The organism is Stenotrophomonas sp. HMSC10F06 (assembly GCF_001807865.1).
GTDB classification, from domain to species: Bacteria; Pseudomonadota; Gammaproteobacteria; order Xanthomonadales; family Xanthomonadaceae; genus Stenotrophomonas; species Stenotrophomonas bentonitica_A.
In genome coordinates, this window is record NZ_KV791248.1 from 1 (window position 1) to 14,227 (window position 14,227).

At 68.3% G+C, this 14,227-nt stretch carries 13 protein-coding genes; 6 read left to right on the forward strand and 7 right to left on the reverse strand.

Annotated features, from left to right (window positions below):
• Positions 1–297 (forward strand): energy transducer TonB (locus HMPREF3113_RS00005; protein WP_139146264.1); only part of this gene is annotated, 297 nt, incomplete at its 5' end.
• 82 nt (positions 298–379) lie between these two features.
• On the opposite strand, the gene HMPREF3113_RS00010 is transcribed toward HMPREF3113_RS00005, so the two are convergent.
• The 6 genes from HMPREF3113_RS00010 to HMPREF3113_RS00035 all read right to left on the reverse strand — a co-directional run bounded on the left by HMPREF3113_RS00010 (position 380) and on the right by HMPREF3113_RS00035 (position 6,905).
• Positions 380–1,045: a LysE family translocator gene (locus HMPREF3113_RS00010; protein ID WP_070469951.1), complete on the reverse strand. Its 666-nt coding sequence runs from the start codon at positions 1,043–1,045 to the stop codon at positions 380–382.
• Positions 1,046–1,260: 215 nt separating this feature from the next.
• On the reverse strand, positions 1,261–2,445 hold the full coding sequence (locus tag HMPREF3113_RS00015) for an ABC transporter permease (RefSeq protein ID WP_070469953.1): 1,185 nt from the start codon (positions 2,443–2,445) through the stop codon (positions 1,261–1,263).
• The gene (locus HMPREF3113_RS00020) at positions 2,442–3,188 is read right to left on the reverse strand and encodes an ABC transporter ATP-binding protein (RefSeq protein ID WP_070469954.1); all 747 of its coding nucleotides are present in this window, start codon (positions 3,186–3,188) and stop codon (positions 2,442–2,444) included. The genes HMPREF3113_RS00015 and HMPREF3113_RS00020 overlap by 4 nt, the downstream gene beginning before the upstream one ends.
• A gap of 34 nt (positions 3,189–3,222) precedes the next feature.
• Positions 3,223–4,740, reverse strand: coding sequence for an alpha/beta hydrolase (locus HMPREF3113_RS00025; protein ID WP_070469956.1), 1,518 nt, complete (start codon positions 4,738–4,740; stop codon positions 3,223–3,225).
• Between the two features lie 116 nt (positions 4,741–4,856).
• Positions 4,857–6,026, reverse strand: a complete 1,170-nt coding sequence (locus tag HMPREF3113_RS00030) for a GGDEF domain-containing protein (RefSeq protein ID WP_070469957.1) — start codon at positions 6,024–6,026, stop codon at positions 4,857–4,859.
• Positions 6,027–6,155: 129 nt separating this feature from the next.
• Positions 6,156–6,905 (reverse strand): ferredoxin--NADP reductase, encoded by a 750-nt coding sequence (locus HMPREF3113_RS00035; protein WP_083298660.1) that lies wholly within the window; start codon positions 6,903–6,905, stop codon positions 6,156–6,158.
• Between the two features lie 104 nt (positions 6,906–7,009).
• Between HMPREF3113_RS00035 and HMPREF3113_RS00040 the strand changes: the two genes are divergently transcribed.
• From HMPREF3113_RS00040 to HMPREF3113_RS00055, 4 genes are read left to right on the forward strand one after another with little or no spacing between them, the layout of a single operon-like run.
• Positions 7,010–7,969 (forward strand): ABC transporter ATP-binding protein, encoded by a 960-nt coding sequence (locus HMPREF3113_RS00040; protein ID WP_070469959.1) that lies wholly within the window; start codon positions 7,010–7,012, stop codon positions 7,967–7,969.
• On the forward strand, positions 7,966–8,766 hold the full coding sequence (locus tag HMPREF3113_RS00045; protein ID WP_070469961.1) for an ABC transporter permease: 801 nt from the start codon (positions 7,966–7,968) through the stop codon (positions 8,764–8,766). Before HMPREF3113_RS00040 ends, HMPREF3113_RS00045 begins: the two co-directional genes overlap by 4 nt.
• The gene (gene panE / locus HMPREF3113_RS00050) at positions 8,766–9,704 is read left to right on the forward strand and encodes a 2-dehydropantoate 2-reductase (protein WP_019185460.1); all 939 of its coding nucleotides are present in this window, start codon (positions 8,766–8,768) and stop codon (positions 9,702–9,704) included. The genes HMPREF3113_RS00045 and panE overlap by 1 nt, the downstream gene beginning before the upstream one ends.
• 5 nt (positions 9,705–9,709) lie before the next feature.
• Positions 9,710–10,606 carry a Rossmann-fold NAD(P)-binding domain-containing protein gene (locus HMPREF3113_RS00055; RefSeq protein ID WP_070469962.1) on the forward strand — a complete coding sequence of 299 codons (897 nt, stop codon included), beginning with the start codon at positions 9,710–9,712 and terminating at the stop codon, positions 10,604–10,606.
• 80 nt (positions 10,607–10,686) lie between these two features.
• On the opposite strand, the gene HMPREF3113_RS00060 is transcribed toward HMPREF3113_RS00055, so the two are convergent.
• On the reverse strand, positions 10,687–11,484 hold the full coding sequence (locus HMPREF3113_RS00060) for a TatD family hydrolase (protein WP_070469963.1): 798 nt from the start codon (positions 11,482–11,484) through the stop codon (positions 10,687–10,689).
• A 103-nt stretch (positions 11,485–11,587) separates the two neighbouring features.
• On the opposite strand from HMPREF3113_RS00060, the gene hrpB reads away from it, so the two are divergent.
• On the forward strand, positions 11,588–14,107 hold the full coding sequence (gene hrpB, locus HMPREF3113_RS00065) for an ATP-dependent helicase HrpB (RefSeq protein WP_070469967.1): 2,520 nt from the start codon (positions 11,588–11,590) through the stop codon (positions 14,105–14,107).
• Positions 14,108–14,227: the final 120 nt, after the last annotated feature.

A 14,227-nucleotide genomic window follows, 5' to 3' on the forward strand; every position in this document is an offset into this window, starting at 1 on the left:
GCCCAGCAGGCCGCGGCCACCCGCCAGGCCGCCGCGGCGCCCAGCCTGCGCCCCGTCAGCACCCCGGCCCCGCGTTACCCGGCCGACGCGCTGCGTTCGGGCACCTCCGGCGAAGTGCTGGTCGAGCTCACCGTCGGCACCGACGGTTCGGTGACCGCCGCCCGCGTGCTGCGCGCCACCCCGGCGCGCGTGTTCGACCGCGAAGCGCTCAACGCCGTCAAGCGTTGGAAGTTCGAGCCGGTCGGCGCCCCGGTCACGACCCGCCGCACGCTTGCCTTCGCGCCGGAAGGCGGTTGATCGCAGCGTAAGGTGGGAGGACGAAAGGCCCGGAGTGATCCGGGCCTTTTTTCTGATTTCAGTGGCGCATGCAGCACTGCCGCTATAGGGCAGTCGAAGGTTCTTGCAACGCCATGGTGGCGGGCAACCCAGCGCTGACGAGATCACGCCCTGCCATCCCCACGCCGAGCAGGGCAATCAGCATCAGCAAGACGCCTGAGACGCGCAGCATCCCCCGGTGCACGTTTGGTTTCACCAACCGCCGGACCAACAGGCAGACCGTCATCAGGGTGGCGAAGTCCAGCACGATCCACAGTCCGGTCAGCAGCCCCAGGCTCACCGTTGGCTGAGGCGTGATCTCGAGGAACTGCGGAAAGAACGATGCGAAGAAGATGATGTCTTTAGGGTTCGAGATCGACATCACGAAGCCCTTTGTGAAACTCCCGTGCGTCGCCACCGGCGTGGCCGCCGCCGCCCTTCCGGCATCGTGCAGCATCTGGTAGCCGAGATAGCCGATGTAGAGGGCGCCGCCGCCTTTGAGCAAGGTAAACACCGTCTCATTGATGGACAGCAGCCCTTGGACGACCAGCATCGACAGCACGATCAGTACGAGGGAGCCAGCGTTGGTGCCGGCAATCGCCCGAAGCGCCAGCTTCGGTCCACCGACGATGCCGGTGCCTGCCACGAACACCGCAACAGGGCCTGGCATGGCGATCATCACGACCACGCTGAAAACGTACAACACGACAAGATTGGCATCGATATGCATGGGCGGGCTCGCTCTCCGTCTCCGAAAGCTCGTCACCCATCAATCTAGCCGGACAGCATCGCGGTAAGCGCAGATCGCCTGCGAGTGCAGCCTCTACCAGTGATCCCATGTGTCGTATCCAACACGGACCGCGCCTCACCGGTCAAGCGCTGAGGCGCGCTGTCGTCATGCGAATCCACCCCTGAAGAAGGGCCCCTTTCGGAGCCCTTCGTGGATCAACCCGAAATCGCCAACCGTTCCTGATGGTAGCGACGCACCGCGGCATACCAGAACAGCGCCGCCAGACCGAAGCCCGCGCCGAGGTAGACCGCCCACATCTGCGGGCTGATCGCTTCGTGGCGGATGATCTTGAGCAGCATCTGGTTCTGCGCCAGGAACGGCACCGCGAACTGCCAGAGCTCACTCTTGATCGGGTACACCATCAGCGCGTAACCCGGCAGCATCGGCAGCAGCATCAGCCAGGTCATGTGGCTCTGGGCTTCTTTCATGCTCTTGGCCGCCGCCGACAGGAAGGTCAGCAGCGAGGTGCCGATGAACAGCATCGGCAGCATGATCAGCAGCATCTGCAGCATCGGCAGGAAGCCCATGTTGAGCTGCCGGCCTACCCCGCCGGAGGACAGCTGCGCGCTGATCTTGAAGGCCGCCAGGGTCAGCAGCAGCGATGCGACACCCACGGCGCAGGCCGCAGCGATCTTGCCGCTGACGATCGCGCTGCGCGGTGCGGGGGTGGCGAGCAGCGGCTCCAGCGATTGCCGCTCACGTTCGCCGGCCGTTGTATCCATCACCAGGTAGGCACCGCCCAGGAACGAGGTGATGGTGAGCAGGATCGGCAACAGCACCGAGAGCATCATCCCGCGCTTGGCTTCGGCGGTCGCCAGGTCCTGTGCGGCGACGTCCAGCGGGCGCGCCACCTGTGCATCGATCCCGCGCGCCAGCAGGCGCAGGGCACCGACCTGCTGGCTGTAGCCGCCCAAGGCCGCTTCCAGACGGCTGCTGGGAATATCGGCAGCGCGGCGGGTGCTGTCCTTGATGATCTCCACCAGTGCCGGGCGGCCGTCGGCCCAGTCCTTGCCGAATTCCGGGCTGATGCGCAGCGCCACATCAATGCGCTGGCTTCGGATCGCTTCGGTGAGGTCCTTCGGTGCCTCGGTCGCATTGAGACCCTGCGATGCCAGGAAACGCACCAGATTGGGGGCATGCTCGCCGCCGATCATCGGTATTTCCAGCGGCTGCTCGATCTGCGTCTTGACCCGGCTTTCGGCCAGCTTGCTCATGCCGAGAATCAGCACGGGATACAGCAGCGGTCCCAGCAGCAGGGTCAGCGCGAGGGTGCGGCGGTCGCGGGAGAGATCGCGCAGTTCCTTGCGCATCACGGTCAACAGCGTGGCGAACGAACTCATGCGTGCAATCCTTCTTCGGTACCGATCGCCTTGACGAAGGCATCTTCCAGGTTGCTTTCCCCGGTCTGTGCGCGCAGCTCATCGGCGCTGCCGGCGGCCATCACCGTGCCCTGCGCGATGATCACCACGTGGTCACACAGTGCGGCCACCTCCTGCATGATGTGGCTGGAGAAGATCACGCAGCGCCCCTCGTCGCGCAGCCCGCGCAGGAAGCCGCGCAGCGCGCGCGTGGTCATCACGTCCAGCCCGTTGGTGGGCTCATCCAGGATCACGTTGCGCGGGTCGTGCACCAGGGCGCGGGCGATCGCGGTCTTGGTGCGCTGGCCCTGCGAGAACCCTTCAGTCTGGCGGTCGAGGATGTCCTCCATCTCCAGCGCCGTGGACAACACCTTGGTGCGCTCGCGGATCCGCGCGGCACTCAGGCCGTGCAGCTGGCCGAAGTAGGCGATGTTCTCGCGCGCGGTCAGGCGCTTGTAGACCCCACGGGCATCGGGCAGCACCGCCAACTGGCGGCGCACGGCGATCGGGTCCACCGCCGAGTCGATGCCATCCACCAGCACGCGGCCCTGGTCGGGCTTCATCAGCGTGTACAGCATGCGCATGGTGGTGGTCTTGCCGGCACCGTTCGGCCCGAGCAGGCCGGTGATGCGGCCGTCTTCGGCCTGGAAGCCGACGTTCTGGACGGCGTGGATCAGGCCGGTCTTGGTCTTGAACGCTTTATGCAGGTTCTCGGCGACGATCATGCGCGCACCTCCCCGGTGCGGTGGGAGGAACGGTTCATGGGGCCCATCCGTTGAACGAGGTGAACGCCGGCACCGGGCTGAGGGTGTCCAGGCAGGTGGCATCGAGCGACTTGGCATCGGCGGTGTCGATGAACTGACCGAGGATGCGCGGCATGCAGCCGGCGTTGATCGTGCCGTGGCCCTGACCCTTGGCCAGCAGGTGTCGCCCGTTCGGCAGCTGCTTGACGACCTGCTCGGCATAGCGCGGCGGCGTGACCGGATCGAACTGGCCCGACAGCAGCAGCACCGGCAGCGACGAAGCGAACGGCGTGGTGAAATCCTTCGGCCGCGAACCGGCGTTCCACGCCGGGCACGCCGCGAAGAACATGCGCGCCACTTCCGGGCCCAGCACGCGGTCACCCTGCGCACTTTCCTGATAGCGGTCGGCATCCTCGGCGCACAGCACCGACCATTGCATGCCACGGTTCATCTGCACGCCCAGCGTGCGGCTGGCCATCTTGCTCAACGACATCAGCGGCGCATAGCGACCCTGCGCGGCCTCATCGAGCATCACCGGCAGCAGCGAGGACAGTTCCGGCATGTACGAGAACATGAAGGCCAGTCCGGTCACCGAATCGGCGGTCAATACATCGCGTTCGGCCTGGCCGGTGCCCGGATTGCGGTACTCGACCTCGACCGGTGCCCTGGCCAGCGTGGCCATGACGTTGCGCAGCTGGGTGCGGGTATCGACCGGGAAGCGCTGGGCGCAGATCGGATCCTGGCGGCACTGTGCCGACTGCAGGGTGATCGCATCTTCGAAGGTGTTGGCGAAATCGCCGCCGACCACCAGGTCGTTCGGCACCACGCCATCGATCACGACGGTGCGGGTGTGCTGCGGATAATGCGCGGCGTACTGCTGCGCCACGCGCGTGCCGTAGGAGCCGCCGATCACGTTGACCTTGTCCACGCCCAGCGCCTTGCGCACCGTATCCAGGTCGCCGATGGCCTCGGTGGTGGTGTAGAACCGGGTGTCGGCGCGGCCGGTCAACGACTGCGCGCAGCGACGGGCATAGTCTCCGATCAGGCCCGCGCTCGGCGCGGCGTTCTCGTCCAGCGGCAGCTCCTTGCCCTGCGCATCCAGGCAGGTGAGCGGATTGGATTTGCCGGTGCCGCGCTGATCGATCAGGAAGATGTCGCGCTGCTTGCGCACATCGCGCAGCGCCATGTTCACCGGTGCGGCGACCTCGGTCGCGGCCTGGCCGGGGCCACCGGCGAGGAAGAACACCGGGTCGGCCTTGCCGGCGCCGTCATTGCCGGCCTCCAGCCAGGCGATGTTCAAGCCGATTCTGCGACCGTCGGGTTCGGCCGGATTTTCCGGCACCTGCAGCGTGGCGCACTGTGCCTCCACGTTCGCGCTGGCCTGCGCGCTGGTCAGGGTGCAGGGCTGGAACGCGAGCGTGCCGTACAGGCGTTGAGCGGCAGCCGCGCCGGATGCATCGTCCGGTACCGGCGCGCAGCCGGCACACAGAGCGGCGACCAGCGCACCGGCCAGCCTCAGGTGGTGTGTAGACATCTTCCGTACTTCCCCTTGTTGAAGATCATGCCACCACGACGCGTGGGCGTGGCCGATGTGACCCAACTTACACGGCTGGCCCCGTGCCGGGGAAGGCGGCGGCGTCGCCGTACCCCTCACTGCACCGTCAAGGCCACCGCGCTCATGGTGCGGTCCCGGCCGTCGGCCTTGGCCCGGTACAGCGCGGCATCGGCTTCACCGAGCAGGCGCGCCATGTCGCCTGTGCCCTGATCGATCGCCAGGCCGATGCTCGCCGTCACCGGCACCGGCACGCCGTCGAGCCGCGCGGGCGACTCACGCAGCGCCTGGCGCAGGCGATCGGCGCACTGCCGCGCCTGGGCCTGATCGGCCCCCGGCAGCAGCAGGACGAACTCTTCCCCGCCATAGCGGCCCAGCAGGTGCTCGCGATCGGCGACGCAGGTGCTCAGTACGTCGGCGACATGCCGCAGAACCGCATCGCCGGCCAGGTGTCCCCAGCGGTCGTTGATCTGCTTGAAGTGATCCACGTCCAGCAGCAGCAACGCCAGGGGTCGCCCGGGGCGGCGGTTGAGCTCCAGCAGGCTGGCACCGTCGGCAAGCACCGCCCCGCGGTTGAGCAGGCCGGTCAGCACGTCGGTGCGTGCCAGTCGCTGCAGGTCCACCAGCATCCGTTCCACCAACAGCAGCACCAGCGCGAAGCACCGCGCCAGCTCCAGGATCAGCCCGACCAGGTAGGTGGCAAAGACCGGCGCACCCGCGCGCAGGAGGTCGTCACCCGCATCCGGGGCCACCGGCAGGAACAGGCGGACCAGGTACAGCAGGGTCTGCGCGGCAAAGACCACCGCCGCCAGCCGGCAGCTGGTGCGCTGCGCCGGCGGTGCGTGGCGCAGCAGCAGCCAGGTCATCCAGCCGTTGAGCAGGACCGCGAACACGCTGAACACGTGCAGCCGGATGACCAGGCTGGGATGGACCACCAGGAAGAATGCAATCGCGCCAAGATAGGTGGCCGCCAATGCCACCGGCTGCCACGCCGGCAGCCGACAGCCAAGATGACGCGCCACGCCGTACAGCATCAGCACGCCGGACAGCGCGACCGCGACGTTGCCGGACAGGATTCCGGCTACATGGGGCAGGTACGGCCGCAGCGCGACCAGGGTCAGGCTGACCGAGAGCATCCACAGGCTGGCCGTCCACAACCGCAGCGCCGGCTGCCGGCGCAGCACCAGCAGCAGCAATGAAAAACCCATGGCGATGCCCAGGCACAGCAGGAAGCCGAGCACGGCAATGGTGGGGAAATCCAGGGGCATCGAGTCAGCCAGGCGGAAGCGGCGCGCGGCGCATCTTACCGCCCGCCACGGTGCAGCGCTGCCCGGTCCGGGACCGGGCAGCGGCGCCTGCCTGCCGCGCACCGGCCAGCGGCGCGCCGGAAAGCGGGGTTACTTGCTGCTGACGTACTTCTCGCGCCGCACCTGCGGGGTCGGCAGGCCGGCCTCTTTCAGCGCCTCGAAGGTGGCATCGACCATGTCCGGGTTGCCGCACAGGTAGGCGATGTCGGTGGCCGCGCTCGGGGCGAACTCGGCCAGGTGCTGCTGCACGTAGCCGTGGCGCACGTCCGGATGCGGGTTCTCCGGCAGCTCGCGGGACAGGCACGGCACGTAGCGGAAACCCGGGTGGGCGGCCGCGAAGGCATAGAAGTCGTCGCTGTAGAGCAGCTCGGCCGGCGTGCGCGCGCCCTGCAGCAGGACCACCTCCACGCCGCGCTCGGCCATGGCGGTGGCCAGCAGCGGCAGCATCGACCGGTACGGGGTGACCCCGGTGCCGGTGGCGATCAGCAGGTAGCGGGCGTTGTGGTCGCCCGGCTGCAGGCAGAACCGGCCGAACGGACCGCTGGCGCTGACGTGGCCGCCGATGTCCAGGCCCTCGAAGAGGGAGGTGGCGGCACCGCCGGGGACGAAGCTGACCGCGATATCGACCGCATCGCCCGCGCCGAGGGCGTGATCATGAATGGTCGCCAGCGAATAGCTGCGCTTGGTAGCGGTGCCGTCGGCGTACTCGAAATGGACCTGGATGAACTGACCGGGCTGGAAATCCAGCGGCTGGCCGTCATCACGCAGGAACTGGTAATGGCCGACGGTCGGGGCCAGCATGCGCCGGTCGACCAGTTTGAGGGGGAATTGAGCAGGCACGACTTTTCGGGACAGTGTGTAGCCGGGGCAAGCCCTCGGGGTCTTCTATAATAGCCGCTCCCCGCCCCTATCCAGCGCCAGCCCATAGGCGCGAAGGCAAGAGCTTGGCTTCCCAGAACACTCCCGCGCCCACCGCCGTGCCCGCCCTGCGGGTGCGTGACCTCCGCAAAACCTATGACAACGGCACCCAGGCGCTGAAGGGCGTCTCGCTGGACGTGGCCCCGGGCGACTTCTTCGCCCTGCTGGGCCCCAACGGCGCCGGCAAGTCGACCCTGATCGGCATCATCAGCTCGCTGGTGAACCTCAGCGAAGGCCAGGTCGAGGTCTTCGGCAGCGACCTGGTGCGCCACCGCAGCGCCACCATGCGCCTGATCGGCCTGGTCCCCCAGGAAATCAACTTCAACCTGTTCGAAAAGCCCTTCGACATCCTGGTCAACTACGCCGGCTTCTATGGCGTGGCGCGTGCCGAGGCCGAGAAGATGGCCGAAGAAGAGCTCAAGCGCGCCCACCTGTGGGAAAAGGCCCAGGTGATGAGCCGCACCCTGTCCGGTGGCATGAAGCGCCGGCTGATGATCGCCCGCGCGATGATGACCCGCCCGCGCCTGCTGATCCTGGACGAGCCGACCGCCGGCGTGGACATCGAGATCCGCCGCGACATGTGGCGCGTGCTCAAGGAGATCAACGCCGCCGGCACCACGATCATCCTCACCACGCATTACCTGGAAGAAGCCGAGCACCTGTGCCGGAACCTGGCCATCATCAACCACGGCCAGATCGTCACCCAGGGCCCGATGCGCGAACTGCTGGCCAAGCTGGACGTGGAGGGCTTCCTGTTCGACATCGACGGCAGCCTGCCGGCCCAGCTGCCGGAGATCGAAGGCGCGATCCTGATCGCCACCGACAGCCACACGCTGGACGTGGACATGCCGCGCGCGATGGACCTCAACCGGGTATTTGACGCCTTGAACGCCGCCGGTATCCGCGTGCGTTCGATGCGCACCAAGAGCAACCGCCTGGAGGAGCTGTTCGTGCGCCTCACCGGCAACCAGGAGAACGTGGCATGAGCAGCACCCCGACCCCGGTCCCGACCGACGGCCAGCGCAACCGCATCGCACTGATGACCATCGTGCGCCGCGAAGTGGCGCGCATCCTGCGCATCTGGGGCCAGACCCTGGTGCCGCCGGCGATCACCATGACCCTGTACTTCCTGATCTTCGGCGGCCTGATCGGCTCGCGCGTGGGCGAGATGGGCGGCTACAGCTACATGCAGTTCATCGTGCCGGGCCTGGTGATGATGAGCGTGATCCAGAACAGCTACGGCAACATCAGCTCGTCCTTCTTCGGCGCCAAGTTCGGCCGCCACGTGGAAGAGCTGCTGGTCAGCCCGATGCCGAACTGGGTGATCCTGTGGGGCTATGTGTCCGGTGCGGTGCTGCGCGGGCTGATGGTCGGCGTGATCGTGCTGATCATCGCCATGTTCTTCACCCCCGTGCGCATCCCGCATCCGCTGGTGACGCTGACCACGGTGCTGCTGGGCGCGACGATCTTCTCGCTGGCCGGCTTCATCAATGCGGTGTACGCGAAGAAGTTCGACGATGTGGCGATCGTGCCGACCTTCATCCTGACCCCGCTGACCTACCTGGGCGGCGTGTTCTATTCGGTGAAGCTGCTGCCGACGTGGGCGGAGGCGGCGACGCACGCGAATCCGATTTTCTACATGGTCAACGCGTTCCGCTACGGCCTGCTGGGCACCAGCGATGTGCCGCTGTGGGTGGCCTATGCGCTGATGATCGGCTTCGTGGTGGCGCTGACAGCGCTGGCGCTGTGGCTGCTGAAGCGGGGCGTGGGGATGCGCAGCTGATGCGCATCCTGATCCTCGGCGCCGGCGGGACCGGCGGGTACTTCGGTGGTCGCCTGGCCCAGGCCGGCGTGGACGTCACCTTCCTCGTCCGCCCGGCGCGTGCGGCCCAGCTGGCGGGCGAAGGGCTGGTGATCCGCAGCCCGCTGGGCGATGCGACCTTCCCGGTCAAGCACGTCACCGCCGAGGCGCTGCCTGCGCTGGCGAGCGCTGAGCCCTTCGACCTGGTGATCCTGAGCTGCAAGGCCTACGACCTGGCCAGCTCGATCGAGGCGATCGCCCCGGCGATGGGCCCGCGTACCACGGTGCTGCCGATCCTCAACGGGCTGCGGCATTACGCCGATCTCGACGCACGCTTCGGCCGCGACGCCGTGCTGGGCGGACTGTGCTTCATCAGCGCGACCAAGGCCAGCGACGGCGCGGTGGTGCATCTGGCGCCGGCGGCCAAGCTGACCTTCGGCGAGCGCGACGGCACCGGCAGCAGCGCGCGCGTGCTGGCGCTGGCGGCGGCCTGCGTGCAGGCGGGCGTGGACCACGTCGCCACCGATGCGATCGGGCAGGAGCAGTGGATCAAGTACACCTTCCTGACCACGCTGGCGGCGGCGACCTGCCTGATGCGCGCCGATGTCGGCACGATCGTGGCCACCGATGACGGTGCGGCGATCGTGCGGGGCCTGTACGAGGAATGCCTGGCGGTGGCCGAGGCGGCCGGCGAGCCGATCCCGGCCAAGGCGCGGGAGATCGCACTGGCCGCGACCACCCAGTCCGGCTCGGCGTTGAAGGCGTCGATGCTGCGCGATCTGGAGGCCGGCCAACAGGTCGAGGCCGAGCATATCGTCGGCGACATGCTGGTACGGGCACGGGCGGCCGGCCAGGCCGCACCGCTGCTGGCCGTGGCCTATGCGCACCTGCAGGCCTACCAGCAGCAGCGCAGCGCCTGAGCGCCATGCCTGCCGCGCTGCCGTCCCACGTGCTGGTGCTGGGCCTGGGCTATGGCGGGCGGCATCTGACCGCGCTGCTGCACTCGAACGGGGTGGCCTGCAGCGGCACCGTACGCGATCCCGCCAGTGCGCCGGCGGATGGGCTGCTCCGCCACCGTCTGGTTGCAGGCGAACCGATCAGCGCGGGCCTGCGCGAGGCGATCCGCACGGCCGAGGCCATCGTCTGCTCCGTGCCACCGGATGCAGACGGCGACCCGGCCTTGCGCCTGCTCATCGATGCGCTGGGCGACAGCCCTGCGCTGCGCTGGGTCGGCTATCTCTCCTCCACCGCGGTCTACGCCGACCGCGATGGCGGTTGGGTCAACGAAACGTCTGCCGCCGATGCGACCGATGAGACCGCCCTGAAGCGCCTGCGCGCGGAACAGCAGTGGCAGGCATTCGCGCAGGCGCGTGGCATTGCCTCGGCAGTGTTCCGGCTGCCGGGCCTGTATGGGCGCGGGCGCAATGCGCTGGTGCAGTTGGCGCAGGGCAAGGCGAGGCAGGTGGTGCGGCCGGGGCTGGTATTCAACCGGCTGCACGTGGCGGACCTGGCCAGCGGCGTGCAGGCTGCGATGCAGCGGCCTGCACGCGATGCGCTGCATCTGCTGAGCGATGACGAACCGGCGCCGCCACAGGACGTGGTGGCCTACGCCGCGGCGCTGAGTGGAATGCCGCTGCCCGTCGTGCAGGCGTGGGACGCACCCGAGGTGGCCGCCTCACTGCGCCGCTTCTACGCCAGCAACAAGCGCATCGACGGCCGCGCCACGCGCGCGGCATTGCAGTGGCAGCCACGCTTCACCACGTACCGCGAAGGACTGGACGATGCGTGGGCGCACGGCGACGGACGCCCTGCCCTGCGCTAGCCCACGACCGTCGGTCGTGGGTGCGGCGTACCCATGCGGGGTCCGACACGCGTACCGACCAACGGTCGGTACCTACCTTCTCAAGCCGCGTCAGGGAGCCGGAAGAACGTGCGCGTAGCCGCCGTCGCGTGGGCGGCCGTGATCTCCACGTCCTCCCCGCGGTCGCGCGCCAGCTCCTCGATGATGTGCGACAGGTACATCGGCTCGTTGCGACGGTCTTTCGGCAGGGGCTTGAGCGTGCGCGGCAGCAGGTAGGGCGCGTCGGTCTCGATCATCAGGCGGTCGGCCGGGATGTGCTTGACCAGCTCGCGCAGGTGGGCGCCACGGCGTTCATCGCACAACCAGCCGGTGATGCCGATGTACCAGTCCTGGTCCAGGTAATCGAACAGTTCCTGGCGCTCGCCGGTGAAGCAGTGCACCACTGCCGGGCCGAGCTTGCCCTCGAAATTCTTCATCTGCGCCATGAAATCGGCATGCGCGTCGCGCTGGTGCAGGAACAGCGGCTTGCCGTTTTCGGCGGCGAGCTGCAGCTGGCGCTCGAAGGCGCGGTGCTGCGCCGGGCGCGGCGAGAAATCGCGGAAGTAATCCAGCCCGCACTCACCTACCGCCACCACCTCGGCATGCGCGTGCAGCGCGCGCATTTCCGCGTCGCACTCGTCGGTGTATTCCACCGCATGGTGCGGATGCACGCCAGCGGTCGCATACAGGAACCCCGGGTGCTGGCGGGCCAGCGCCAGCGCCATCGGCGAATGCTCGCGGCTGGCCCCGGTGATCACCATCTGCACCACCCCGGCCTCGCGCGCACGCGCCAGCACGGCGTCGCGGTCGCGATCGAAAGAGTCATGGGTGAGGTTGGCGCCGATATCGATCAGTTGCATGTGGGGCTACAGGACGGGTGAACCCGGGCATTCTACCGTGCTCCCCGCGATGCCCCGGCGCGCGCGTCTCGCCGCCCCCGCCTGGGCCCCGTATCCTTGCCGCATGACCACCCCGATGTTCCCGATTTCCACACTGCTACCGCAGATCCTGACCACGCTGGAGCACGGCACCCGGCTGGTGCTGGAAGCACCGCCCGGCGCCGGCAAGACCACCCAGGTGCCGCTGGCGCTGCTGGATGCACCGTGGCTGGAAGGCCGGAAGATCATCATGCTGGAGCCGCGTCGCGTGGCCGCGCGCAGCGCCGCGCAGTTCATGGCGCGGCAACGCGGCGAAGACGTCGGGGACACCGTCGGCTATCGCATCCGTTTCGAAAACAGGATCTCCGCGCGGACCCGGATCGAGGTGGTGACCGAAGGCATCCTGACCCGGATGCTGCAGGACGACCCGCTGCTGGAGGGCGTGGGGGCGCTGCTGTTCGATGAATTCCACGAGCGGCATCTGGCCGCCGATCTCGGCCTGGCACTGGCACTGGATGTGCAGTCGCAGCTGCGCGAGGACCTGCGCATCGTGGTGATGTCGGCCACGCTGGATGGCGAGCGGCTGGCGCAGTTCCTCGATGCGCCGCGCCTGAGCAGCGAAGGCCGCAGCTTCCCGGTGACGGTCGCGCATTTTCCCGCACGTCGCGACGAGGCGCTGGAGCCGCAGGCACGGCGCGCGGTGGAGCAGGCCCTGGCCGAGCATCCGGGTGATGTGCTGGTGTTCCTGCCCGGGCAGCGCGAAATCGCACGCGTGCAGACAGCGCTGCAATCCGTGCTGGATCCGGCCGTGCTGGATCCGGCCGTGCAGGTGCTGCCGCTGCACGGCGAGCTGCCGGTGGACCAGCAATCGCAGGTCCTGCAGCCTGACCCGGGCGGTCGCCGCCGGGTCGTACTGGCGACCAACGTGGCCGAATCCTCGGTGACCCTGCCCGGCGTGCGCGTGGTGATTGATGCCGGTCTCGCACGCGAGCCGCGCTACGACCCCAACAGCGGCTTTGCGCGCCTGGATGTGGTGAACATCGCGCAGGCCTCGGCGGACCAGCGTGCCGGCCGCGCAGGCCGTGTGGCCGAGGGCTGGGCGTGGCGGTTGTGGCCGCAGTCGCAGCGGTTGGAGGCACAGCGCCGGCCCGAGATCGCGCAGGTGGAACTGGCCTCGCTGGCACTGGAACTGGCCGCCTGGGGCAGCGACGACCTGCGCTTCGTGGATACACCGCCGGCCGGTGCCCTGGCCGCCGCCCGTGAACTGCTGCAGCGCCTGGGCGCGCTCAGCGACAGTGGCACGCTGACCCCGCTGGGCCGGCGCATGCTGACCCTCGGTACGCATCCACGGCTGGCGGCGATGCTGATGGCGGCAGGTGCCGGTGTGGAACAGGCCCTGGCCTGCGATCTGGCCGCGCTGGTGGAAGCGCGCGATCCGCTGCGGCAAGGGGGTGATGCACTCGCCGCGCGGTGGCGTGCGCTGGCGGCGTTCCGCCAGGGGCGCGTGCCACCCGATGCCAACCGCGGCGGGCTGGCGACCATCGATGCCGCCAGCAAACAATGGCGGCGACGCCTGCGCTGTGATGCCGCGCCTCCTTCCTCAGTCGAAGCGCATCAACTCGGTGACCTGCTCGCCCATGCATTTCCGGACCGGATCGCTGCCCGCCATCCGACCGATCCGCTACGCTATCTGCTGGCCAATGGCCGCAGCGCGCGCCTGTTCGATCCCAGCGATCTACGTGGCGAACCGTGGCTGGTCGCGGTGGAGCTGCGTTACGAGGCACGCGACGCGTTGCTGCTGCGCGCCGCGCCGGTGGACGAGAACCGCCTGCGCCGTGATTTTCCCGATCGCTTCAAACAGGAAGACGTGGTGCGCTGGGATGGTGAAAAGCGTGCCTTGGTCGCGCGACGGGAAACCCGCTTCGACCGCATCGTGCTGGACAGCCGCTCGGCCGGCCGCGTGGATCCTGCACACGCCGCGCAGGCACTGACTGAAGCGGTTGCCGAACTTGGGCTGGATGCGTTGCCGTGGACCGAGGGGCTGCGCCAGTGGCAGGCACGTGTACTGGCGGTGCGGGCATGGATGCCGGAGCTGGAACTGCCGGATGTCTCCGACGCAGCGCTGTTGGCGACGCTGCCGACCTGGCTGACCCCCGCATTCAACGGCAGGACCCGCCTGGACGCGCTCGACGAATCCACCTTGGGTGAAGCGCTGAAATCACCGCTGCCGTGGGCGCAACGCCAGCTGATCGATCGCCATGCCCCGGTGCGCATCACCGTGCCTTCCGGGATGGAGCGCCCGATCCATTATGCGCTCGATGCCGATGGCGTCACGCCGCAGGCACCGGTGCTGGCGGTCAAGCTGCAGGAACTGTTCGGCCTGAGCGACACCCCGCGCATCGCAGATGGCCGCATCCCGCTGACGCTGCATCTGCTTTCCCCAGGCGGCCGGCCGCTGCAGGTCACCCAGGACCTGCGCAATTTCTGGGCGAACACCTATGCCGAAGTGAAGAAGGAAATGAAGGGCCGCTATCCCAAGCATCCGTGGCCGGATGATCCGTGGACGGCCACGGCCACACACCGAGCCAAGCCACGCGGGACGTGAGCGCGCCTCCGCCGCCATCGCGTTGCCCCCATTCATGGCTGCTACCTGACCGGCACCACACGCCCCGCTGACCGGGCTGCACCGAGACGCTACAGTCATGACCTGGCCGTCTCCGGCGGA

Coding starts and splice junctions, on each gene's coding strand:
- hrpB (WP_070469967.1), top strand. CDS start 11,588: ATGACCACCCCGATGTTCCCGATTTCCACACTGCTACCGCAGATCCTG.
- HMPREF3113_RS00025 (WP_070469956.1), bottom strand. CDS start 4,740: ATGTCTACACACCACCTGAGGCTGGCCGGTGCGCTGGTCGCCGCTCTG.
- HMPREF3113_RS00015 (WP_070469953.1), bottom strand. CDS start 2,445: ATGAGTTCGTTCGCCACGCTGTTGACCGTGATGCGCAAGGAACTGCGC.
- panE (WP_019185460.1), top strand. CDS start 8,766: ATGCGCATCCTGATCCTCGGCGCCGGCGGGACCGGCGGGTACTTCGGT.
- HMPREF3113_RS00045 (WP_070469961.1), top strand. CDS start 7,966: ATGAGCAGCACCCCGACCCCGGTCCCGACCGACGGCCAGCGCAACCGC.
- HMPREF3113_RS00055 (WP_070469962.1), top strand. CDS start 9,710: ATGCCTGCCGCGCTGCCGTCCCACGTGCTGGTGCTGGGCCTGGGCTAT.
- HMPREF3113_RS00030 (WP_070469957.1), bottom strand. CDS start 6,026: ATGCCCCTGGATTTCCCCACCATTGCCGTGCTCGGCTTCCTGCTGTGC.
- HMPREF3113_RS00010 (WP_070469951.1), bottom strand. CDS start 1,045: ATGCATATCGATGCCAATCTTGTCGTGTTGTACGTTTTCAGCGTGGTC.
- HMPREF3113_RS00060 (WP_070469963.1), bottom strand. CDS start 11,484: ATGCAACTGATCGATATCGGCGCCAACCTCACCCATGACTCTTTCGAT.
- HMPREF3113_RS00020 (WP_070469954.1), bottom strand. CDS start 3,188: ATGATCGTCGCCGAGAACCTGCATAAAGCGTTCAAGACCAAGACCGGC.